Raw genomic sequence first — 22,787 nt, 5'->3', positions numbered from 1 at the left:
CTTTTTGACGTGCATTTTATAACATTCAACTGCGTTATATTGCAGGATAGATGTGCGGAAATGCCGGATCAAGCTAGCGACGTCGATTGGGATGATTTCCGCTTCGTGCTGGCGATCGTTCGAAGTGGTACCGTCTCGGCGGCCGCGAAACAACTGGGCGTCGACCACACCACGGTGATCCGGCGCGTGGACCGGCTGGAACGGCATTTGTCAGCCAAACTGTTCGACCGCCGCAAGACCGGCTACCAGCTCACCGAATCCGGGCATCGGGTGGCGACCAGCGCGGAAGCGATGGAATCGACCATTGTCGCCAATCAGGAGTTGATCGGTGGTTCAAAGGCCCACCTGACCGGCAACGTCCGGATCGGGGCACCGGATGGCTTCGGCACGCATTTCCTGGCGCCGCGGCTGGTGAGATTTGCCGATCTCTATCCCGACCTGGATATTCAGCTGGTTGCGACGGCACGGCTGTTCAGCCTGTCGAAACGCGAAGCGGATATCGCCATCAGCCTGGCGCTGCCCAAGGAAGGCCACATCATCGGGCGCAAGCTTGTCGACTACAGCCTCGGCCTTTATGCCGCGCCCGCCTATCTCGCGCGCTCGCCTGAGATCAGGAGCCGAGACGACCTGCCCGCGCACCGCTTTGTCGGCTACATCGAAGAGCTGCTGTACACGCCGGAACTGGACTATCTGCCGCAGGTCTCGCCGAAGATCTCGGCCCGGTTTCGCAGCGCCAACCTCATTGCCCAGTACAACGCCACCCTCGCCGGCTTCGGCATCGCGGTGCTGCCGCGCTTCATGGCAGCTCGCCAGGCGGGGCTGCAGGCCATCTTGCCGGAGATTTCGATCCTGCGCGCCTTCTGGCTGCTGATGCACGCCGACAGCAAGGATCTCGCCCGCATTCGCGCCGTCGCCGACTATATCTATGCGACGGTGGAGAGCGACCGCGCGCTGTTCAATCCGGCTTGAGCGATTTTTTGCGCGCTGACGCCTTGCGCAGCGCCTTGACCTCGGCGCCGGTGCCGAGTGCGGCGGCGCGGCCGGCGTCGAGAATCTCGTGGGAGAAGGCGCTGTTTCCGGCGACCCGCGCCAGCACCAGGGTTCCCATCAAGGTCGCGATGGTCGAAATGGCCTTTTGACGGGCGACAGCACTCGGCTGATCGGCAAGCTGGCCGGCGAACAGATTGATCATGTCCTCGAACTTGCCCAGAAACACGCGGCGGGTTTTCGGGGACTCGCGCACTACGTCGGCCGCCAGTGACGGAATGGCGCAGCCGCGACCCGCTCCGTCGCGATGCTGGGTGGTCAGATAGGTATCGACCAGCATCGCCAGCCGCTCCTCCGCGGGCTTGTCCTCGACCAGCTTGCCCCAGCGCGCGGTGGTCTGGTCCATCGCATGCGCAATGGCTTCGATCACCAGGTCTTCACGGGACTCGAAATGGGCATAGAACCCGCCATGCGTCAGCCCCGCCTCCTTCATCAGGTCGGCGACGCCGATCCCGCGCGTGCCCTTCTCGCGAAGCTGCGAGGACGCATGCTTGACGATCTTGGCGTGGGTATCGGCCTTGTGGTCCTTGGAATAACGCATGAACGGTCCTGAAGATGATTGTGATCATATAATGCTTTTGGGCCTAAATACAAACCTTCATCAGCCGGGACACGAGACACACATGGACATTATCAATGAGTTTTGCGGCGCCGAAATGGATGCACGCGGCGTCGCACAACTGACCATCCGAAACGCAGGCAGCCTGAACATTCTCGACACGCCGACCATCACCGGCGTCCGGATGGGATTGGAGGAGCTTGCCAAGAACGACCGCATTCGCGTGCTGGTGTTCCGTGCCGAAAGCGAAAAGGCCTTCATCGGCGGCGCCGACATCAAGGAGATGTCGCGGCTCGACCAGACCTCGGCCGAAACCTTCATCACCGGCCTGGGCGCACTTTGCGAAACCACGCGGCTGTTCCCGGTGCCGGTGATCGCCCGCATCCCGGGCTGGTGTCTGGGCGGCGGGCTCGAGGTCGCGGCCGCCTGCGATTTCCGCATCGCAGCGCCGACGGCCAAGTTCGCCATGCCGGAGGTGAAGGTCGGAATCCCCTCGGTGATTCATGCCGCCCTTTTGCCCCGGCTGATCGGCGCCGGCCGCACCCGCTGGCTGGTGATGACCGGCGCAACCATCGATGCCGCGACCGCGCGCGATTGGGGTTTTGTCGACGCGATCTCCGAGACAGGCAAACTCGATGCGGCTGTCGAGGCGACCGTGAACGAACTGCTCGCCTGCGGGCACGAGGCGCTGAAAGCCCAGAAGGTGCTGTGCCGGCAATGGGAGGAGCTTCCGCTACAGGATTCGATCCGAAACAGCATCGCCATCTTCGGCAACGCATTCCTCACCGGCGAACCGCAACAGCATATGAAAACGTTCCTGGAGCGCAAGAAATAATCAAGCGTTTGCAAAACGATAGGCTATATTGGGGAAGCCGCCACGGCGGCTCCCGCATTGCAATTGCGAGATCATTTCATATGATATACGTCATCTGACTTTACCGACTTGTTACCTAACTTGTTATCTATCTACGGGGCTCTTCATGCAGCGGAAATCCAACCTGCGGCGCATCGTCGTCACCGGAATGGGCATGGTTTCACCACTCGGGTGCGGCGTCGAGCCGTCGTGGGCACGGCTGATCGCGGGGCAGTCCGGCCTGCGGGCGATGTCCGACAATATCGGCGCCGACCTGCCGGCCAAAGTGGTCGGCGATGTCCAGAGTATCGAGCAGGATCCGGAGGCCGGATTCGATCCCGATCGCGCGGTGCCGCACAAGGATCAGCGCAAGATGGATCGCTTCATCCAGTTTGCGCTGATGGCGGCCGACGAGGCGGTGGCGCAGTCCGGCTGGAAACCCGAGGACGACCACAGCCGGGAACGAACCGCAACCATCATCGGCTCCGGTGTCGGCGGCTTTCCCGCCATTGTCGATGCGGTGCGCACCGTCAATGAGCGCGGCGTGCGCCGCCTCTCGCCGTTCACAGTCCCCGGCTTCCTGGTCAATCTGGCGGCCGGCCAGATCTCGATTCGCTACGGCTACAAGGGCCCGCTCGGCGCGCCGGTCACGGCCTGCGCCGCCAGCGTCCAGGCCATCGGCGACGCTGCTCGCATGATCCTTGCCGGCGAAGTCGATGTCGCCGTTTGCGGCGGCGCGGAGGCCTGTATCGATCGGGTCAGTCTCGGCGGCTTCGCCGCCGCGCGGGCGCTGTCGACCGGATTCAACGACACGCCGTCCCGCGCCTCGCGCCCGTTCGACCGGGATCGCGACGGCTTCGTGATGGGCGAAGGCGCAGGCGTGATGGTGATCGAATCCCTCGACCACGCGCTGGCGCGCGGCGCCACGCCGATCGCCGAACTGGTCGGCTATGGCACCACGGCGGACGCCTATCATATGACTTCCGGACCGCCGGACGGCGACGGCGCGCGGCGCTCAATCGAGATCGCCCTGCGCCAGGCAGCGATTTCGCCGCTCGATGTCCAGCACCTGAATGCGCATGCGACATCCACTCCGGTCGGCGATCTCGGCGAGATCGAAGCCATCAAACGCGTATTCGGGACCAACGGCACTGTCGCGGTGACCTCCACCAAGTCCGCGACCGGGCACCTGCTCGGCGCGGCCGGCGGACTGGAAGCGATCTTTTCCGTGCTGGCGCTGCGCGACCAGATCGCGCCCGCAACCCTCAACCTGGATCATCCGGATGAGGCAACCGAAGGCATTGACCTGGTGCGCGGCGAGGCCCGGAAAATGCGGATCGAGCACGTGGTGTCGAACGGCTTCGGCTTTGGCGGCGTCAATGCCACCGTAATCTTCCGGGCCTGGTAAGCGCTGCAACGATGATGACGCCACGAATTACGGAGCGCTGACCACCAGCAGCGCCCAGACAAAGTCCGTCACATGGTGCAGCGCCTGATCGACGCCGATCAATGTCCAGAACCACGGGTGACCGGGGCGGACCTCCCATCGGGACGCGATCAGGCCCTTGGCGCGATCGATGATGATGTGCACCACGAAATCGGCGATGCCGAGAAACCAGAGTTTGGGTGCGAGCACCGCAAACAGCAATGTCGCCAGCACACCATGGATCAGGCAGTGCAAGGTGAGCGGCAATAACCAGCCGACCTTCGCATCCTTGCCCATCGCCATCCAGGTGTTCTGAAGGACAAAATCGGCGATCACGTGCTTCACGGTCAGAAGCAGCATCCACATCACCAACGGGCCGACGACAACCGTGGTCGACCATTGAGGGAGCGTCATCGTGCCTCCGTCCACATTGCCTGTCCCGGCGCCCGTTTCGACCGGATCATTCACCACGGTCCAAGATCGTGGCGAAGATACTGACGGCTTGATGGGCAACGTCCGAGATTTCCATGGCGGCCAACCTGATGTTCAGAAAAGCGGAGCAGCGTCTCAAGTCCCCGCAGACGATAAGCCGAGGGAGATTAAAAATCCGAAAGCGAACCGGCAATATAGCCTGCCCCGTTCCCGCCCCGCCACACATCTTCTGGAGCGAAATGGGGCAGCCGCGTCAAAGGCTGCCCCCCGGACTGTCGTTGACGGTCCTCGGCTGGGCGGGCATTTTCAGATCCATGTTCAGGCCCAATTGGGCTTGCGCCAAGATGACGGCTCGCCGAGGCAAACATGACCCCACAGGATTTCGCCGACCTGCTCGAAAAACTCACCCGAGCGGCGGAGGCGGCAGATGGACAGCGGTTCGCAAGCTGCTTCACGACCGACGCGGTCTATCATGATTACATCTATGGTCCGCATCGGGGGCGTGCGGATATCGCGCATATGCTGGAACACCTGTTCCGGCGGGATGCGGCCGACGACTACCGCTGGGAGATGTTCGATCCCATGTGCGACGGCCGCACCGGCTATGCATGGTCATTGTCGAGCTTCACGTCGCTGGTGCCCCAATTCAAAGGCCAGTTCGTGATCATCGACGGCATGAGCCGATTTGTCCTGCGCGACGGACTGATTTCCGAGTACCGCGAATCCGTGAACGGCGGGGTGGCGATGGCGCAGCTCGGCGTCGCGCCGGAGCGGATGGCCAAGGTGATGAACCGCTGGGCCGGCTGGCTGAAGGAGCGCCCGGAGACGGCGGACTATCTGGCCCGGCCCAAACGTCAGCCGTTCGGTTGAGCGCTGCCGTTCACCTCTGCGCCGAACCGGGCAATATTCCCATCAGCTTGCTGATGATGGTCAGCATCACCTCGTCGGCGCCACCGCCGATCGAGGTCAGCCGGCGGTCGCGATAGGCGCGACTGACCGGGGTCTCATTCATGAAACCCATTCCGCCCCAGTACTGCAGGCAGGCATCGGGCACCAGCCGCCCGAGTCGACCGGCCTTCAGCTTCGCCATCGACGCCAGGCGCGTGACGTCCTCTCCGGCGACCAGTGCTTCCGCCGCCCGATAGACCAGCGAGCGCAGCATCTCGACCTCGGTCTGCAGCTCGGCGAGCTTGAAATGCACGGTCTGGTTATCGAGGATGCTTTGCCCGAACGCGATTCGGCTGCGGGTATAGTCGATGGTCTCGCTGATGGTGCGCTCATGCGCCTTCAGGCAGGCCGCGGCCGCCCACAGCCGCTCTTCCTGGAATTGCATCATCTGGTAGGTGAAGCCGCGCCCCTCCTCGCCGATCCGATGCCGCTTCGGCACCCGCACATCCTCGAAAAAGATCTGCGCGGTGTCGGAGGCGCGCATGCCGAGCTTGTCGAGCTTGCGGGCGATGTTGACGCCCTTGGTCTGCATCGGAACGATGATCAGCGACTTGTTGCGATGCTTGTCGCCCTCGCCGGTGTTGGCGAGCAGGCAGATCCAGTCGGCCTGGGTGCCGTTGGTGATCCACATCTTGCCGCCATTGATGACATAGTCGTCGCCGTCGGATCGCGCGGTGGTCTTGATCGACGCCACGTCCGATCCCGCCCCCGCCTCGGAGACGCCGATGCAGGCCACCATGTCGCCGGCAATCGCCGGCGCAAGAAATTCGCGTCGCAGGTCGTCTGAGCCGAACCGCGCCAGCGCCGGTGTCGCCATGTCGGTCTGCACGCCGATCGACATCGGCACCGAGGCGCTGCGGATATTGCCGAGTTCTTCGGCCATCATCACGCCATAGCTATAGTCGAGCCCCTGCCCGCCGAATGCGACCGGCTTGGTCAGCCCCAGGAAGCCGAGATCGCCGAGCTTCTTGAACACCTGATGAGCGGGATAGATGCCCGCCTCCTCCCAGGCGTCAACATGGGGATTGATCTCGGTCTCGATCAGCTTCTGCAGGATGCGGCGCGCCTGATCATGCTCCTCGCCGAACAGCATGGTGTTTCCTCCGAGCTCCGGTCGGACGCCGGAGTCTTGTCATGAGCTCGGCCGGATGTTGCGAGCCTGCGGGCGGCAATGCAACAGACATCATGATCGACATTCCACCTGCCGGAACCTGCAACCTTGCCATGGCAAATCAAGTTTGGCGGATCGGGGTTGCGCGAAGGGGGCTCGACCGGACAATCGCGGGGCCCTACCATCCCGGACGACAAAACCAATAAGCACCTAAGGGGAACACCCGATGGAATTCTTTTTCGACTGTTCAAGTCCGTGGACTTATCTGGCCTTCCACAACATCCAGCCGCTGGCCAAGGAGTTCAACGAACCGATCGTCTGGCGGCCCATCCTGGTGGGCGGCATCTTCAACAGCATCAACCCGAGCGTCTATGCGTCGCGTGAACATCCGGTGCCCGCCAAGCAGCGCTACACCGCAAAGGATATGCAGGACTGGGCGCGCTCCGCGGGACTGAGGATCAAGATGCCGCCGACGGTGTTTCCGGTGAACAGCGTCAAGGCGATGCGCGGCTGCATTTATCTCGCGCCCGAAGGCAAGCTGGTCGCGTTCGCCACCGCCGTGTTCGAATCCTACTGGAGCGACGACAAGGACATTTCGCAGGATACGGTGCTGGCCGAGATCTGCGCCAGGGTCGGCGTCGACAGCGACAAGTTCTTTGCGGGCATCGCCGATCCGGCGGTGAAGCAGACGCTGAAGGAGAACACCGACGACGTGATCAAGCGCGGCGGTTTCGGCTCGCCCACCATCTATCTCGACGGCACCGACATGTATTTCGGCAACGACCGCCTGCCGTTGATCCGCGAAGCGCTGCAGCGGCGCGGCAAGGCAGCATGAATTCAATGAAATCGCCTGTTGAAACGCCCGACGACCGGATTCCCGTGATCGTCGGCGTCGGAGAGCGTCTTGATCGTCCCACCGATCCGGCCAAAGGACTCGAACCGCTGGCGCTGATGGCGGCGGCACTCCAGAACGCCGAACGCGACGCCGGAGCCTCGCTGCTGGCGCGGATCGACTCCCTCGACGTGGTCAATTTCGTCAGTTGGCGCTATCACACACCGGAGCAGTTGTTATGCCGCCGCCTCGGCATCGCGCCGGCCCGCGCGGTGTATGGCCCCGTCGGCGGTGAAAGCCCGGTGCGCTATTTGCACGAGGCAGCCTTGCGCATCGCGCGCGGCGAGAGCCAGGTCGGGGCCATCTGTGGTGCGGAAGCACAGAGTACGGTGGCGAAAGCCGAGAAGGCCGGTTTCGACCTGCCCTGGACCCCCTATGCGCACGATGCGCCCGCGCCGGTGCGCGGGGCGAGTTATCAGCATCCGATGTCGGTCAAGCTCGGTGTTGCCCGGCCGATGACGGCGTATCCGTTTTACGACGCCGCTTCAGCCACCCACTGGGGCCAGGCGCCACGCGAGGCGCTGCGCGAATCCGGTGAGCTGTGGGCGCGTTATGCGGCCACCGCCGCGGACAATCCCAGCGCCTGGATCAGGCGCGCAGTCTCGGCCGACACCATTGCGACGCCCTCGCCCGACAACCGGCTGATCGCGTGGCCCTATACCAAGCTGATGGTGGCCAATCCGACGGTAAACCAAGGTGCGGCCATTTTGATCACCAGCCTGAAGGCCGCTCGTGAGGCCGCAATCCCTGACAGCAAGATGATCCATGTCTGGGGCAGCGCCTGGGCCATCGAGCCGCGCGACTTCCTCAACCGCGACCAATTCCACCGCAGCGACTGCCAGGATGCGGTGCTGGAGACGGCCATGGACATTGCCGGCGGTGACGGCAAAGCGTTCGATGCGCTGGAGCTCTACAGCTGCTTCCCCTGCGTGCCGAAAATGGCGCGGCGGACGCTGGGTCTCGGAGCGGACGTGCAGCCCACCGTCACCGGCGGCCTCACCTTCTTCGGCGCGCCGCTCAACAACTACATGACCCACGCCGCCTGCGCGATGGTCCGCCGCCTGCGCGGCGGTGCAAAGCTCGGCCTGCTCTACGGCCAGGGCGAATACGTCACCAAGCACCATGCGCTGGTGCTGTCGTCACAGCCGTCACGCCAACCGCTGGCGCAGGACGCGAGCGTCCAGGCCACGGCCGATCGGCGACGCGGCCCGGTGCCCGCGGTGGTGACCGAAGCCTCGGGCACCGGCACCGTCGAGACCTTCACCGTGATCTATCAGCGCACCGGCGAAGTCCAGCACGGCGTGGTCATCCTGCGCACGGCAGATGGATCCCGCACCCTGGCACGGGTGTGCGCGGACGATACCCGCACCCTCGCCCGGCTGACGGACCTCGACCGCAGCCCGATCGGTCTCGCCGGCCCCATCAACGGGGCCGACGACGGACTTCTGGAGTGGCATGCCGACGCGTGATCGCCCTCACGCGGTCGACAGCGTTTCGTTGAAGGCAATGTCCAGCGCACTCCTGCTGCTGCGCGTGCGAGATCGCCAGCGCGACCGCTGCTGCACGTTGTCGCAGATCATGCGGCAGCAGCGGGAGCACCAGCCGCAGCCGCTCGTCCGTTGCATTGCAAAGAGTCTCGGCCGCCAGTCGGCGGCCGAGAGACCTGAGAAGCGGCATTTTCCGGAGAACTATCGCCGGATGAAGGATGCCACCACAGCGCTCGCCGCCGCGCAGGTTGCGACCACGAGAAACACCAGCGAGGTGTCGTTGCGGGTATCCATGAAATGCCCGATCAGCGGCTCACCGAGGCCGGCGAACAGGTAGGCACAGAAGTTCATCACGCCTGTCGCAGTCCCTGCCCGCTTGTGGCCGACCAGATCGGGGCATAGCGCCCAGAACGAGGATTGCGGGCCATAAACGAAGAACCCACACAGGAACAACACCACCATCCCGAGATAAACGCTGCTGGTGGGAATGGTGTACATGTAGATCGAAGCGATCGCCGCGAGCACCATGTAGAGCACGATGGCCACGTAGCGGCGCGAGTTGAAAAGCTTGTCCGACACCCAGCCATTGCTGAATGCGCCAACCGCCATGCCGACCGGCAGCGCGATGCTGATCCAGCGTGGGTCGATGGCCGCCGTCGCACCGGCCTTGGCCCAGTTGGCCCCCAGGAAATGCACGGGCACCCACACCAGCAAGCCGTAGCGGGCGGCATTCTGGAAGCCGATGGCAAGCCCGGCCACCAGCAGCCGCCAGTTGAACAGCACGGCCTTGTAGCGGGCGAACGAACTCTCGGTATCGATGGCCCGGCTCGCGGCGGCATCAACTTCCTCCGCGTCATCGTGCGGCGAGGCGAATCCCATATCCTCGGGTTTCTCCCGGGCGACGAGATAGAACGCAATGCCGCCCACCAGCAGCAGCGCAACCGGAATCCGGAAGATCCAGCGCCAGTCGAGCTGGAAATAGCCGACCACGACCAGCGACGTCACGAACGAAAGCACCGACGCGAGCCCCGCCGCGAAGGTATAGAGCCCATAGACCGTGCCGCGCTCGTGCCGCCCCCACCAGTTGGATAGCAGACGGCTGCCCGGCGCCCAGCCCATGGACTGGAAATAACCGTTGATGCCCCAGAACACCGACAGGCTGACAATGCCGGTCGACAGGCTTGTCGCCCAGTTCATGATGAAGGACAGGATTGCGCCGGCACTCATCACGCGGCGGCCGCCGAACTTGTCGCCGAGGTTGCCGTTGACCGCCTGGCCGATCGCATAGCACCACAACAGCGCCGCGCTGGCCCAGCCCAGCGTCGCCTTGCTGACGCCGAACTCTGCCTGGATTCCGGGAATGGCGAACCCGAAGGTCTGCCGTCCGGTGTAGAAAAACAGATAACAGAACATCGCCGCGAGCAGCATCCGCCATTGCGCGCGGCGGAACGACGTCGCCAGCTCGGGATTTGATACACGCAATGCGCCGACACTCGCAGGATCGGATATCACCGACATTTTAACCCTCCCTGATTGATTTGTTTCCTCACCGTTCCGCCGCACGCGTCATGTCCCGTGCGTTCGGATCCATTTCTCTGCGAACCGTGGCGTCCCGCTCAGGCGGGCCAGGGAAGCGAATAGGTCTTCACGTTGGTGAAGCTCTTCATGGCCTCCTGGACGCCCTCCTTGTATCCGAGGCCGGAGTCCTTGATGCCGCCGAACGGAGACATCTCGATGCGATAGCCCGGCACCTCCCACACGTTCACGGTACCGACATCGAGTTCGTTGACGAAGCGGGTCACATGATCGAGCCGGTTGGTGCAGACGCCCGACGACAGGCCGAAGGCAGTCGCGTTGGAAATCCGGATCACACTGTCGATCTCGTCAGGCACCCGGATGATCGGAATCACCGGGCCGAACGTTTCCTGCATCACCAGTTCACAGGTGTAGGGCACATGATCCACCACCGTCGGCGGATAAAGCGCGCCCTGCCGGTCATTGCCATGAAGCAGTCGCGCACCGTTCTGCACGGCATCATTGACACGGCGCTCGAATTCCTTTGCGGCTCCCTCATGGATCACCGTGCCGACGTCGACCGTGGGATCCATCGGGTCCCCGCATCTCAGTGTCCTCGCCTTCTTGAGGACGAGTTCGCTGAACTGGTCCGCGACCGATTCCACGCAGAGGATGCGCTTGACCGCGGTGCAGCGCTGGCCGGAATTCTTGGTGGCGCCGACCACGGCGAGTTCGGCGGCTTTCTCGAGATCGGCATCCTCCATCACGATCAGGGGGTCGTTGCCGCCGAGTTCCAGGACCACGCGCTTGTAGCCGGCGTGAGCCGCAATATGCTTGCCGACGCGGACCGAACCGGTGAAAGTGACGAGATCCGCGTCGGGATCGGTGATCATCGCATCGCCCATGGACTGCGGATTGCCCGTCACAACCGACAGCATTTCCGGCGGCAGCCCCGCTTCGTAAAGCACGTCGGCGAGCGCCAGCGCGGTCAGCGGCGTCAGTTCCGTCGGCTTCAGCACCACCCGGTTGTTGGTGGCGATCGCCGGGGCGATCTTGTGGCTCACCATGTTGAGCGGATGATTGAAGGGCGTGATGGCGGAGATGGCCCCGAGCAGCGGCGTCCGCGTGGTGAAGATCTTGCGGGCCTTGCCCTGCGGGCTGATGTCGCAGGAAAAGGTCTCGCCATCGTCCCGGATCGCCAGTTGGCCGGCGAACGAATAGACGTCGTAGGCGCGCCCGGCCTCGTAGAGCGAATCCTTCCAGCACAGACCGGACTCGGCGGTGATCAGCCGGGCAAAAAAATCCTTGCGGTCTGCCAGGATATCCGCGGTCCGCAGCAGGATTTTCTGCCGCTCATAGCGGCTCAATTTGGGCTTGAACGCCGCGGCCGTTGCAAAGGCCTTGCGCACATGCTCCGGCCGCGCGGCCGGAACCGTCCCGATCACCTTGTTGGTGTAGGGATTGAAGACCTCCACGCGTTCGTCGGTGTCCACGAGGGAGCCTGCGATCCGCATCTGCTCGCGGCGGATGGCCTGGGTCTGAATGTTCATCGAACGATCCTGCTCTCGGCTGTGCCGGATTACTGAACGCGGTTGAGGGCAACGTCGAAGGCATCGAAGTTGCGCAGCGCATGGCCCGGCGGAAGAGCGATCTTTCGGTTGGCGATGACCGGAACGCGTTCCTCGGTCAGCCCGCCATGAGACCGCAGCGGCTCGGTCAGCCCCGACAGATCGTGCCGATCCCGGCTGGTGCCCAGCACCTTATGCTTGGATGAGATCACCACGATGTCGCCGATCCGGTCGGCCGGCAGTTCGAAACGGGCGCAGGCATCGTCGCGCGTCAGCGCCAGATCGATCCCGGTCATGCCACGAAGCTGGCCCAGCAGCCTGTCCACACTGCGGCCCGGCCGCGTGTAGATGGTCGCGAACGATCCAAGCGCGCCGTGGTGGGCGACGTAGGGATCGGTGATCGGCAGGATCACCCGCGTTTCGCCCTTCCCGGCCCAGCCGTCCATGACGTCCTGCAGATACAGCACATCCGGCTTGCCATCCGGCAGGTATTTATCATTCATGCCGTGGTCGGCAGTCGCCACGATGTTGCAACCGAGCTCGTCGAGCTGCGCCAGATAGCCGTCGATCATGGCGTAGAAGTCGTTGGCAATCCTGGTGCCGAGGCCGACCTTGTGCTGGATGTAATCCGTGGTCGACAGGTACATCAGGTCGGGGCGATGATGCCGGACAAGCTTGACGCCGGCCGCGAACACGAATTCCGACAGGCCGGCGGAATAGACCTCCGGCAGCGGCAGCCCGACAAAATCGAGCACGTTGTCGATGCCGTTATCGGCCTTCGTCGCCTGGTTCGCCTTCTCGGATGAAAACGCGATGGCGCGGCCGCTCGCATAGTCGAGTCCATGCGACAGCAGCGTGCGCAGCTTGTCCTTGGCGGTGACGGCGGCCACCTTGAAGCCCGCATCGTGCACACCCGCCAGAATGGTCGGCGCCCGCAGGAACTTCGGGTCGTTCATCATGACTTCGGCATCGTTGGCGGTGTCGTAGAAGTAATTTCCGGCAATGCCGTGCACCGACGGTGGCCGGCCGGTGATGATCGACAGGTTGTTCGGGTTGGTGAAGCTCGGGATCACGCTGGTGGCGTGAACATGGGCGCCGTCTTTCATGAAGCGGGCAAAGGTCGGTGCCACGCCGGCGTCGATAGCTCTCTCGATATAGCCCGGCTCCGACCCGTCAAGGCAGATGACCACGGTCGGCCGCTCCGGAGCCTTGTAGTTGCGACCATTGACGACGATGGGGTGTCCGTTCGGTTTCATGATTGCTTTCCTTGTCCATGGCGCGGATGGCGCGCCTGTTCTGTCGGAGACGATCGTCGTTACGCTGTTTGAGCCATCGGCAGGCGCCGGGTCTGCGAGGCCGCGATCAGCTTCTCCCGCGAGCCGAGGAAATTCCTTCCCCGCTCACCCTGCAGCGAGTCCTCGATCAGCAGCTCCCATTCCTCACGACCAATGCGGTAGGCCGCGGGATTGCAGGAGATGCCGAGCATGCCCAGGACATCCTCCAGCCCATCGGCCGCACGCGCGAGATCGGCGCCGAAAATCTGTTTCAGGCTGTCTTCACAGAGACCACCGGCGCCCTGGACGCTGCGCAACACCATGGGCAGCGAGAACGAGCAGGCAATGCCGTGCTGCACGCCGTGCCGCAGCGTGATCGGATAGGACAGCGAATGGGCGATCGCGGTCTTGGTGTTGGAGAAGGCCAGCCCGGCGAACAGCGCCGCCATCGCCATCCGGCTGCGCAGCTCGATGTTGCCGAGGTCACCGACAAGCTTCGGCAGCACGTCGAGAATGTTGCGCGCGGCGAACACCGCGTGATTGGCCGAGACCGGATTGTTGTTGACGTTCCACAGGCTCTCCAGCGCGTGGGACAGCGCGTCGAGGCCGGTGCTGATGGTCAAGAGCCGCGGCTTGCCCAGCATCAGACGCGGATCCACCACGGTGTGAGTGGGATAGAGATCCGGCCGGGCCAGCGAATATTTCTTGCCGGTGGCCTGATCCCACACCGTACCCCAACAGGTGACTTCGCTACCGGTGCCCGCGGTGGTCGGAACGGCGATGATCGGGATCGCCGACAGCCGTTCCCCGCCCTTCTGGGTTTCGAGGAATGTCGCGACCCGTCCGAAGTCGCCGCCGGCGGCCGCAAACACCTTGGCCGAGTCGATCACCGAGCCGCCGCCGAGAGCCACGATCACGTCTGGCTGGGACTTCAGCGCTCCGAAGCTGCTGGTCTGTTCCGCCAGCAACCGGTAATCGGGATTGGGGGCGACGTTGCGGACGGTCAGCACGGGCGCACCCGCCGTCTTTTCCAGGCGCGCGGACAGTTCGTCGAAGAACGGTTCGCCGTAGGTCACGAGCGCATAGCGACGTTTACCGATCAGAGCGGGCAGCCCCGCGAAACTGTCGACGCCGAATTCGATTCGAACCGGGTTTGTGTATTTCCACACCATTGCGCTCCTCCGTTTCGCGCAACGTGCGGCCATTTCCATCTATTGACAAATTTATATTTTTGACAATAGCTATTGATTATGCCAATAGTATTCAGCCAGCTACGGGCCTTCCATGCGGTGGCCGCGCACGGCGGTTTCACCGCCGCGTCACGCGTTCTGAACGTCGGCCAGCCGACGCTGACCATCCAGGTCAAGGAGCTCGAGGAGACCTACGGCGTCGAGTTGCTGATCCGCAGATCGCGGCGGGTCGAGCTGACGGAAACCGGCGCGGCGCTGTTCGAGATGACCCGCGGCATCATGAAGTTCTGCGACGAGGCCCATGAGCTGCTGGCGTCACACGGCCAGTCCACCGCGGGGTATCTGCGCCTGGCGACCGTCGGGCCCTTTCACGCCACCGAAATCCTGGCCGCCTTCAAGCGCGAGCATCCCGGCGTGCAGATTTCGACGCTATTGGGAAACTCCGAGCGCACGCTTCGCCATATCATCGACTTCGAAGCAGAGGTCGCCATTCTCGCCGACGTACCGGAGGACAAGCGCGTCATCATGATGCCCTATCGAAGCCATCGGGTGATCGTGTTCGTGAACGGCGACCATCCCTGGTTCAATCGAAAATCGGTCAAGCTGCGCGAACTCGCCGATCAGCCCTTTGTGCTGCGCGAACGCGGCTCGACCACACGACGGGCGTTCGAGGCGGCGATCCGGCGCGAAGGCCTGCAAATCAATCCGGTGTTCGAGATCGAAAGCCGCGAGGGTGTCTGGAAGGCCGTCGAACGCGGGCTTGGCATCAGCGTGGTGGCGGATTTCGAGTTTGTCCCGCACCAAAACCTGCGCGCGCTCGACATCCAGGATCGCGTGATCACGACGCAATACAGCATCGCCTATCACAGGGAGCGCGCGCACTCCCCGATGATCAAGGCCTTCATTGAGACCGTCGGCCGAATGAAGGCCGGTGCTGCCGGCAAACCGGCAAAGCCAAGGCGCGGCTGATGTCGCCTCGCGCTGCGGATCACAACCGCTTCAACGCGGCGCGCGCCAATCTCCGAGCACAACGATGCCACGACTGTTGTCGGGCCGGATCATCACGCTGGCGCGCGTGCCGGCGTGCTGCCCGCGCCCGAAGCTGACCGGCGGCAGGACAGCGGTTGGAAAATCGCGCACCGTCTCGATCGCCGCGATCAGGCCGGCGCGACTGGCACGGGCGCCCATTCGCTTCACCCCCTCGACAAGAACGGCGGCCGATGCGGCCGCGAGCGGCGGGATTTCCATTGCCGCGGCCGATGTCTCCCGCTGTCGCGGATCATGAGGCAACAGCGGCAGGACAAGCCGCAACCGCTCGTCCATCGCGCCCCTGAGAGTCACGGCTTCCGCCAGTCCAGCGAGCCGCCAATCGCCGGAACGACCGGCAAGTTCGGCGACAAGGTGGTTGAGATCGACACCCGGCAGGACAACAACGGCATCGGGAGCCGGCGCGATCGCGGGCGGAAGCACCGCGGCGAGATCGTCGCTTGTCGTGCGGCGCACGATCGTCGCGCCATTACGGCGCGCCTGATCGGCAACGGCGTCGGCGACGGCTCCCTCAGGACCGATGACGGCCAGCCGCAATGAACGCGGAGTCTCGCTGGCGAGTTCATCCACCAGCACCCGCATCTGGTCCTCGACCGGTGCAAGCAGATGAAATTGATTGGCCGGGAGCTGCGCCGGTGTCGGCGCCAGCGGCCCAACCACCGGCACGTCCTCGATCTCGCCCGCTGCTTCGCGCCCCGGCAGCAGGGTCGCGACCATGGCGAACACCTGATCGCTGGCTGCGAGGCGCTGGAACGTCGCCGACACATCGTTACCGGCATCGACAGCCACGATCCGCAGCCGGCGGCCATAGATCGGCCCCGCAGCGGCAAGCGCGGCCTCAAGCCCCCTGTGCATCGCCTGCCCCCACGCCGCTTGCGAGCCGGACAGCGGCAGCACGGCGCCGACACGAATCTCGTCGACCGAAACGCCGGGATCGAGATCGGCGTCGGTTCCGACGATGCGAAGATAGTCCAGCAGCGCGGTGACTTGCGTCGGCGACAGCTGGAAGCGCGGCATGCCGGCGGCAAGCGGACGTCCGGCAGCATCGATCCCTTCGGTCAAGGCGCGCTTGAGTGTGGCTTCATCGTAACCAGGGCGGCCCGGCCGCGCCGGCGACGGGGCGCGCGGCACAGCCAGTGCAGCCCAGGAGATCGGCGGGGTCGGCACCCCGCCTTCGCGCGTGCCCGCGCCGTCGGCGCCATGACAGCCCGCGCAACGCCGCACGACCGGCGGCAGCATCGCGTTGGACGCAGCGAATGTTGCGCGCACCTCGCCCGCGTCGCCGCCGAACCGGAAGATGCGCTGGCCGGAGGTCGGCTGATTGTCCGCAGCTGACGCCAGTCCTGTCGTGATCGCGAGCGCAACGACGGTGATCGCCAGCGCGCGGCGCATCACGTCATTGGGTCGACGACTGCAGCGCGAGCACGGCGCGCGCGATGGACGCGGGCTCCGCCATCCCGAAAATCTTGGTCCAGTTTCCAGTTTCGATATTTCCGATCACCAGGACAGTGCTGTGGTCGAGCGGATCGGTGGTATAGGCCGCGAGACGGCGCAGCAAGGGATCGATCTCCGGCCGCTCACCCGTCAGAAAGTACCAGCCGGGCCTGACGTCGAAATTATCGGCGAACTTCTTCAGCTCAGCCGGCTGGTCGCGCTGCGGATCGACCGACAGCGAGATCATGTTGATGGAACGGCCGACCTTGTCCCCCAGCAGCTCCTGGACCTTGGACAGATTGGCCGTGACCATCGGACAGGTGTCCTTGCAGGTGGTCAGGATGAAATTGATCAGCACGACCTTGCCGCGCAACAGATCATCGAAAAAATGCACCGGCTTGTCGTCCTGCGTTCGCAGCAGCGGGTTGCGCATATAGGCCAAGGCGGCATCGGTCGGATCGACCTTCGTGGTGCTGGTTTTCGTCGTGCCGGGCTTGATTGTATCGGGCTTGATCGTATCAGGTCTGGTCGCGTCAGCTTTGGGCGTATCGATCTTCGTGCCGGGTCCGGCGGCGCCGATCAGCGCCTCGCGAATGGCGACGGGATCGTTGCCATCGACATTGGTCCAGCCACCGACCTTGTCATTGCGGACCAGCACCACCGGGGCATGGTCCGCCGGGTTGCCGAACGGCTGTCCCAGCTTGTCGAGCAATCTTGCGATGTCGGGGCGTGCGCCGGTGACGAAGGTCCAGCCCGGGCCCGGCTCGAACGGTGCGGCGAACGCCTTGAGCTTCGCCGGGGTGTCAGTCACTGGATCGATCGAGACCGAAATCAGCGCGATATCCTTGCCGACGCGCGCCTCGAGCTCCTGCTGCACCATGCGGAAGTGAGCCGTCAGCATCGGGCAGATGGTGGTGCAGGATGTGTAGACGAAGTCGATCGCGACGGTGCGTCCGCGCACCAGATCGCTGTAGAAATTGAGGCGCTTGCCATCCTGATCGACCACCGGCATATCGGGCACCGCGGCCGCCGGCGGCCGCGTCGGCTGCGGACTGGCCTGATGATGCATGTGCATGTCATACGCCTTCATCTCATGAGCCTTACCCGGCACCGCGGCAAATAACAGCAGGGCGAGTCCGGCGGCGATTGAATGTCTCATGCGACGCTCCTCTGATGTCTATTCGGCGGCCTGCAACGTGCGACTGCGCCGCCGTTGCCAGAATCGCGCGTCCGGCCAGCGTTGCTCCATGTCGTAATACTGGTCATGCAGCGCGAGATACTCACGCCAGCCGGCCTCGCGCCGCTCTGCCGCAGCCGGCAGCGCATCGCGAACGCCGCGAAGCGCCCGCGCGGCGGCCTCAGCAGCGTCGAGACCGCTTTCCATCGCAATCAGAATGCCTTCCGACGACAAGGGATCGCGGGTGGCGGCGGCATCGCCGATCGCCAGCCAATCCACGTCACCGAACCGTTCCAGCCGGCCGCTCGCCGCCGGCACGATGACCGGCGGACCGGCAAGGCCCGCGCCGTAACGCAGCGCGCGCGCGCCGGTGTGCGGCGCGGCGGACAGCCGATCGAGCCAGCCTTCGGTCGAGGTCCCTATTTCGCGGGCGATATCGCTGTCGGTCATGAACACGACGACAAGGCGATCCTGCGGCAGCGGCGCCGAGTACCACCAGCCTTCCGCCGTCGCCTCGACCAGTGAGGCGGCCGGCTCCTCGTCGGCACCCGCGCGGCGCACCACATGGCCGACCAGCGCCACCATCCGGTCGAGCGTCTGGCGCCGGACACCGCGCTGCCGCGCGAAGCTGGCACCGCGTCCGCTGGCATCGAGCACGATCCGTGCGGTGATCTCCCTGCCGTCGGCAAGAGCCAGGCTGAAGCCACCACCCGCGAGAGGCGCGGATGCCATCACTGATGCGCCTGTCACAAGCCGCGCTCCGGCCGCGCGCGCGGCTTCGCGCAGCAACGCGTCGAAGCGGCGGCGATCGAGATGCCAGCCATGACCGAAATAACTGTAGATGAAGTCGCGGCCCCAGGGCTCCGCATCACCCCAGGCGGACCAGCTGCCGACCGAGGGAAGATAGCCCTCGGCCTCTACCGTAGCCCGCAAGCCCAGGCGATCCAGCACCGGCCGCACGGCAGGCGGCAGCGTTTCGCCGACCAGCGGATGATGCTGTCCGGCTTCGAGCAATGCGACGGTGACGCCGAGCTGCGCCAGCATTCGGGCGGCAACGGCACCGGCCGGGCCGCCACCGATAACAGCCACTTCAACGTAACCGGGCAGAGTTGTGTTCACTTCCATATCTTTCACTCACTTAGTAAGGCGTGCCCATTTAGTGAGGCGTACCCATGCCCCAGACCTTGCCATCCTTGCGCCGATAGATCCGATACGGCGTGACCGGCGCTGTCTCGCGCGGCCGTTGCAGCATCACCGCCTCCTCCTCCACCTTTTCCTGCAGCGGGCAGCCGGCATCGATCCATTGCGCGAACACGTTGGCGCAGGTCAGGCCTCCGGTGTCGGGCACGATGGAGCGGAAATCATCCGCCATGGCGCCGTTGCCGGCGAGCAGGCTGGTCATGATCGGGCTGGCGATGGAATCGAACGGCACGACCCAGCCATTGTCCGGATTGGCCAGGGCGCTCATCAAAGGCAGATTGCCCCTGTCGAACCACCAGTGCACCGACTCCGTGCGCCTGGCGCCCTTCTTGTCCGGATCCGGCCCGGTGATGCGGACATTGTGTCCGGCCTGCCCGACCTGGCGCTGGCGCAAGGTGTCGATGACGTAATTCATGCCCTGAAGGATGGTCTTGTTCGGGGGCTCCGCGGTCGCGGCGAGCGAGAAACACCAGTCGCGCAGCAACTGCTCCTCATCCGGCATGAACACGTGGTACATCGGCCCGGTGAAGCTGAGCAGCTGGAAGAACGGGCTGATCTCCGGCTTGCCCGGAATGATCAGGCCCGACTTCTGCAACTCGTTCATGAAGCCCGGCGGATCCAGGAACCAGTCATTGATCGCGGCATTGCCCAGGGTCTTCTGGCCGTGAGTCTGGCTGGCGTAGGGCGCCTTCCTGACGATCAGCGCCTGCACCTGGCTGGCAAGGCTCTGGCTGGTGAACTGCTGCTGGATCGCGTCGCCCAGATTCCCCAGGGTGCCGAACGTGACATAGCCGGTCCAGATCCGCTCCCAGATCTGCTGCATCACTTCGGGGCCTTCGCTCGCTCTGACGCGATCGAGATAAATCTCGATGGCGCGCTTGGCCAGCGCGCCGTGGCCGGCGGCGGCGTTGTCGATGCCGACATGCAGCGAATAGTACAGCGGGTTGATGTCGAACGCGTTCAGCGTGTTCACGGTGGTGACGAGGCCGATCGACGACCACTCCAGATAGAGCGTCATGCCGAGGATCTCTGGCAGGAACTCGTCGTCGAACTGCGAGATCGCAAGGATGAAGCACGGCTGGGTGAAGGCCGCGTCGAGCAGGCGCGGATCGTCGGCGTATGCGCGGGTGTAGAGATCCGGCAGGTAGAAGTTCAGGCTCTTGAGCAGATCGGTGTAGACGTTCGAGTGGTTCTGCGACGCCACGCCGTCGCCGAGCTCGTCCTGGCGGATGTGCGCCAAAAGCTCACCGACCTCGTCCACGGGCCCGTCCGGAACCGCCCGGCGCAGCCAGGCGCCATCAAGCTGATTGAACGGCCCCATCTGCAGCAACTGATACGCCTGCTGGGCGCGGTTGCTGGTGCTGAGATAGTTCGGCGGGGAGAACTGGCGGCTCGAGAGCATCTCGGGATTGGCGGTGGTCTGATTGTCGCGGACGAAATTGGCGTAGATCAGCTCCAGCCGCGCATCGAACGCCTCCTGGCTGAAGGGGAAATAGGTCCACACTTCATCCAGATCTGCCTCCTGCCCGTTGCGCCGCCCCTCCGCCAGATACTGGTGCACCAGCTGGTGCGCACGCGGCACGAAGTCCGGATAGGCGTCGATGTTCATCAGATAATAGAAGAAGTCGCGTTCAGTGCTGCCGAAATACGGCGAGCGCTCGGTTTCGACATAAACGGTCTCGCCGCTGGCGACCTGCTTCTTCACGACGAAGCCGAAATGCGACCACGCCTTCACCATCGCATTGTCGAGCGCCGGCGACACGGAGGGAATGCCGCGCGCCCATGGCACACGCACCGACAGCGCGCGCGAGAGCGTGCCTTCGCTGGCTTCGCTGTAGGCGTTCATCACCCTGTCGAGTTCGGCTTCCGAGACGACATCGTCCGGCCGCGCGGTCGGCCACCAGTTGGTATTGCATTCGCTGAAATCGGCCTGCCATGGCAGCGCCATGTGGCAGGTGATGCCACCGGGCGTCGTGGTCGCGGCGTCGATGCGGCATGGACCGGACCACAATGCCGGATCGGTCGATATGTAGGTGATCTCGATGCCGGGATAGAACGGCGCTCCGATGCAGGGATCAAACGCGGCGCGATTGAGCGCATCCGGCTGCGCCGCGACCGGCAGGCTTTCAAGCGGCACCGGCTGCGGCGGCCCGGTCCAGTCGTCGTCGAACGCGCCCGCCGCCCACTGGCCCATGTCGGCATACTGGCGATCCGACAGCGTCAGCCAGGTGATATAGCAGCCGCCCGGTGGCGGCGATGTCGGCGTGGTCACCGGCCATTCCTGGCCGGTGGTGCAATCATAGACCTTGTCGTTGATGGAGCTGGCCGGATCCTCCAGCGTGGTCGGCTCGCCACCGTCACCGGACATCTGCGGCATGAACCGATAGCTGGCGTACGGCAGGCTTTCGGGTGTATCGGCCGCGTTCGGCGTCGCCGGCACCAGCCCGGGCGGGCGCAATCGTCCGAAGATGTGCTGGCGTGCCTGGGCCGCCTCGACCTCCTGCTTCTTCTGCTTGCTGTGCAGCAGCTGGAACAGCGCGCTGTGCACATTGGCGAAGTCGTTGTTGGTGTTGGCGCCGTGATGCTGGTAGGCGGTGCGATTGAGCCAGGTGATACCGTCCAGGCGGCGCAGGATGGGATAGATGTCGCGGCTGAACGACACCTTCCGCTCGGGCAGCTTGCCGCCGTTTTGTTTTTTCTCCCAGGTTTCCATCGCCGTGTCGTAGAGCGTGGTCGGCATCTGGGCATCGACCGCGAACTTGGGCGGCGTCACCAGCACCCACGCGCTGTCCTTCACCGTGATCGGCTTGCCGCCGATCCGTACTTCGGCGGACACCGGACCGTCGGACGTATCGTCGAACCAGTAATCGTTGTTGGCGTAATAGTTGCTGTCCATCAGCCGGCCGACCGGATTGTTCGGAATCAGCGAGTCGCTGCGTCCGTAACCGCCGAGCACCAGAAGCCGGCCAGAGTCGTCGACCCGCAGGGTCCCGAGCGCCACAGTCTCCTTCACGGACATCTTGACCGGCTTGGGCAGCCGATCCCTGGTCGGGCAATTCCACCAGCCGTCACGCGTGCCCGCGAGAGGATCGGGCCCATTCGCCGGCACCGGAATGTCTGAGTACGGCAGCGGGCCAATGGTGCCGGTGTCGAACTCCACGGGCCCCTCGCCGGGCTTGATAGAGCGTGGACCGGGATCGATGACAAGGAGCTTGCGCCGCTGCTCGGGATCCATGATCTCCTGGTTGCGCAGCGGTGTCTCATTGGGATTGTATTTGTAGAAATTGGGATACTGGCTTTGCCAGAAACGGCCGAGAAAGGTGTTGAAGCTCGGCTTGGCATTGGCGAGATGCACCGTCCAGGTGATGTCGACGCCCTCGCCCGTGGTGACTTCACCGAGACAGGCGTTGTCCTTGTCGAAGGCGTAGAGACGGAAGCGCGCGGCCTGCCGCTTGATCCGCCCGCCCTTGTCCTTGAAGCCGCCAACCGGCGCGACCACCTGGTCCGGCGTCTCCGGCCCGATGAAGAACTCGGTGGGACTGTTGCCGATCCGCGCGATGCCGACCCCGGGGTAAATCTGGCAGTATGCAATCTTGCCGGTATCGATCTCTGGCATAACACTCCCCT

General features: G+C 64.2%; 18 protein-coding genes. 7 read left to right on the top strand and 11 right to left on the bottom strand.

The window, feature by feature from the left end; translation table 11 throughout:
- The first annotated feature begins 60 nt into the window (after nt 1-60).
- Nucleotides 61-969, top strand: a complete 909-nt coding sequence (locus RS897_RS29110; protein WP_315832152.1) for a LysR family transcriptional regulator — start codon at nt 61-63, stop codon at nt 967-969.
- Here the strand turns inward: RS897_RS29110 and RS897_RS29105 are convergent.
- Nucleotides 956-1,588: a TetR/AcrR family transcriptional regulator gene (locus RS897_RS29105; RefSeq protein ID WP_315832151.1), complete on the bottom strand. Its 633-nt coding sequence runs from the start codon at nt 1,586-1,588 to the stop codon at nt 956-958. The two genes, RS897_RS29110 and RS897_RS29105, sit on opposite strands and share 14 nt — an antisense overlap.
- A gap of 82 nt (nt 1,589-1,670) precedes the next feature.
- Between RS897_RS29105 and RS897_RS29100 the strand changes: the two genes are divergently transcribed.
- Both RS897_RS29100 and fabF read left to right on the top strand, forming a co-directional pair.
- The gene (locus tag RS897_RS29100) at nt 1,671-2,441 is read left to right on the top strand and encodes an enoyl-CoA hydratase (protein WP_315832150.1); all 771 of its coding nucleotides are present in this window, start codon (nt 1,671-1,673) and stop codon (nt 2,439-2,441) included.
- Nucleotides 2,442-2,604: 163 nt separating this feature from the next.
- Nucleotides 2,605-3,867, top strand: coding sequence for a beta-ketoacyl-ACP synthase II (fabF, locus tag RS897_RS29095; protein ID WP_315838778.1), 1,263 nt, complete (start codon nt 2,605-2,607; stop codon nt 3,865-3,867).
- Between the two features lie 27 nt (nt 3,868-3,894).
- Here the strand turns inward: fabF and RS897_RS29090 are convergent, their stop codons facing one another.
- Nucleotides 3,895-4,299, bottom strand: coding sequence for a DUF3307 domain-containing protein (locus RS897_RS29090; RefSeq protein ID WP_315832149.1), 405 nt, complete (start codon nt 4,297-4,299; stop codon nt 3,895-3,897).
- Between the two features lie 384 nt (nt 4,300-4,683).
- Here RS897_RS29090 and RS897_RS29085 point away from each other — a divergent pair, with 384 nt between their 5' ends.
- Nucleotides 4,684-5,187, top strand: coding sequence for a nuclear transport factor 2 family protein (locus RS897_RS29085; RefSeq protein WP_315832148.1), 504 nt, complete (start codon nt 4,684-4,686; stop codon nt 5,185-5,187).
- Nucleotides 5,188-5,197: 10 nt separating this feature from the next.
- Here the strand turns inward: RS897_RS29085 and RS897_RS29080 are convergent, their stop codons facing one another.
- Complete coding sequence (locus tag RS897_RS29080; RefSeq protein ID WP_315832147.1) at nt 5,198-6,358, bottom strand: acyl-CoA dehydrogenase family protein; 1,161 nt, start codon at nt 6,356-6,358, stop codon at nt 5,198-5,200.
- A 244-nt stretch (nt 6,359-6,602) separates the two neighbouring features.
- Between RS897_RS29080 and RS897_RS29075 the strand changes: the two genes are divergently transcribed.
- Together RS897_RS29075 and RS897_RS29070 are read left to right on the top strand one after the other, a co-directional pair.
- Entirely contained in the window at nt 6,603-7,211 is a 609-nt protein-coding gene (locus tag RS897_RS29075) for a 2-hydroxychromene-2-carboxylate isomerase (RefSeq protein WP_315832146.1), read from the top strand.
- Between the two features lie 5 nt (nt 7,212-7,216).
- A complete protein-coding gene (locus RS897_RS29070) occupies nt 7,217-8,737 on the top strand; it encodes an acetyl-CoA acetyltransferase (RefSeq protein ID WP_315832145.1) in 1,521 nt (506 codons plus the stop codon).
- A gap of 219 nt (nt 8,738-8,956) precedes the next feature.
- Here RS897_RS29070 and RS897_RS29065 read toward each other — a convergent pair whose 3' ends face one another.
- From RS897_RS29065 to psrA, 4 genes are all read right to left on the bottom strand, one after another.
- A complete protein-coding gene (locus RS897_RS29065; RefSeq protein WP_315832144.1) occupies nt 8,957-10,273 on the bottom strand; it encodes an MFS transporter in 1,317 nt (438 codons plus the stop codon).
- Between the two features lie 98 nt (nt 10,274-10,371).
- Nucleotides 10,372-11,820, bottom strand: a complete 1,449-nt coding sequence (gene phnY, locus RS897_RS29060) for a phosphonoacetaldehyde dehydrogenase (protein WP_315832143.1) — start codon at nt 11,818-11,820, stop codon at nt 10,372-10,374.
- Between the two features lie 29 nt (nt 11,821-11,849).
- Entirely contained in the window at nt 11,850-13,094 is a 1,245-nt protein-coding gene (gene phnA / locus RS897_RS29055) for a phosphonoacetate hydrolase (protein WP_315832142.1), read from the bottom strand.
- 59 nt (nt 13,095-13,153) lie between these two features.
- Entirely contained in the window at nt 13,154-14,284 is a 1,131-nt protein-coding gene (psrA, locus tag RS897_RS29050; protein WP_315832141.1) for an iron-containing alcohol dehydrogenase PsrA, read from the bottom strand.
- Nucleotides 14,285-14,362: 78 nt separating this feature from the next.
- Between psrA and RS897_RS29045 the strand changes: the two genes are divergently transcribed.
- Nucleotides 14,363-15,271, top strand: a complete 909-nt coding sequence (locus RS897_RS29045) for a LysR substrate-binding domain-containing protein (protein ID WP_315832140.1) — start codon at nt 14,363-14,365, stop codon at nt 15,269-15,271.
- Between the two features lie 30 nt (nt 15,272-15,301).
- Here the strand turns inward: RS897_RS29045 and RS897_RS29040 are convergent, their stop codons facing one another.
- The 4 genes from RS897_RS29040 to RS897_RS29025 are packed head-to-tail and all read right to left on the bottom strand — an operon-like array spanning nt 15,302 to nt 22,776.
- Complete coding sequence (locus tag RS897_RS29040) at nt 15,302-16,741, bottom strand: cytochrome c/ABC transporter substrate-binding protein (protein ID WP_315832139.1); 1,440 nt, start codon at nt 16,739-16,741, stop codon at nt 15,302-15,304.
- Between the two features lie 4 nt (nt 16,742-16,745).
- Complete coding sequence (locus RS897_RS29035; protein WP_315832138.1) at nt 16,746-17,942, bottom strand: SCO family protein; 1,197 nt, start codon at nt 17,940-17,942, stop codon at nt 16,746-16,748.
- Between the two features lie 18 nt (nt 17,943-17,960).
- Entirely contained in the window at nt 17,961-19,079 is a 1,119-nt protein-coding gene (locus tag RS897_RS29030; protein WP_315832137.1) for a tryptophan 7-halogenase, read from the bottom strand.
- Nucleotides 19,080-19,116: 37 nt separating this feature from the next.
- Nucleotides 19,117-22,776: a LodA/GoxA family CTQ-dependent oxidase gene (locus RS897_RS29025; protein ID WP_315832136.1), complete on the bottom strand. Its 3,660-nt coding sequence runs from the start codon at nt 22,774-22,776 to the stop codon at nt 19,117-19,119.
- Nucleotides 22,777-22,787: the final 11 nt, after the last annotated feature.

The organism is Bradyrhizobium prioriisuperbiae (assembly GCF_032397745.1).
GTDB lineage: Bacteria > Pseudomonadota > Alphaproteobacteria > Rhizobiales > Xanthobacteraceae > Bradyrhizobium_A > Bradyrhizobium_A prioriisuperbiae.
This window is presented reverse-complemented; position numbering and strand designations above follow the sequence as displayed.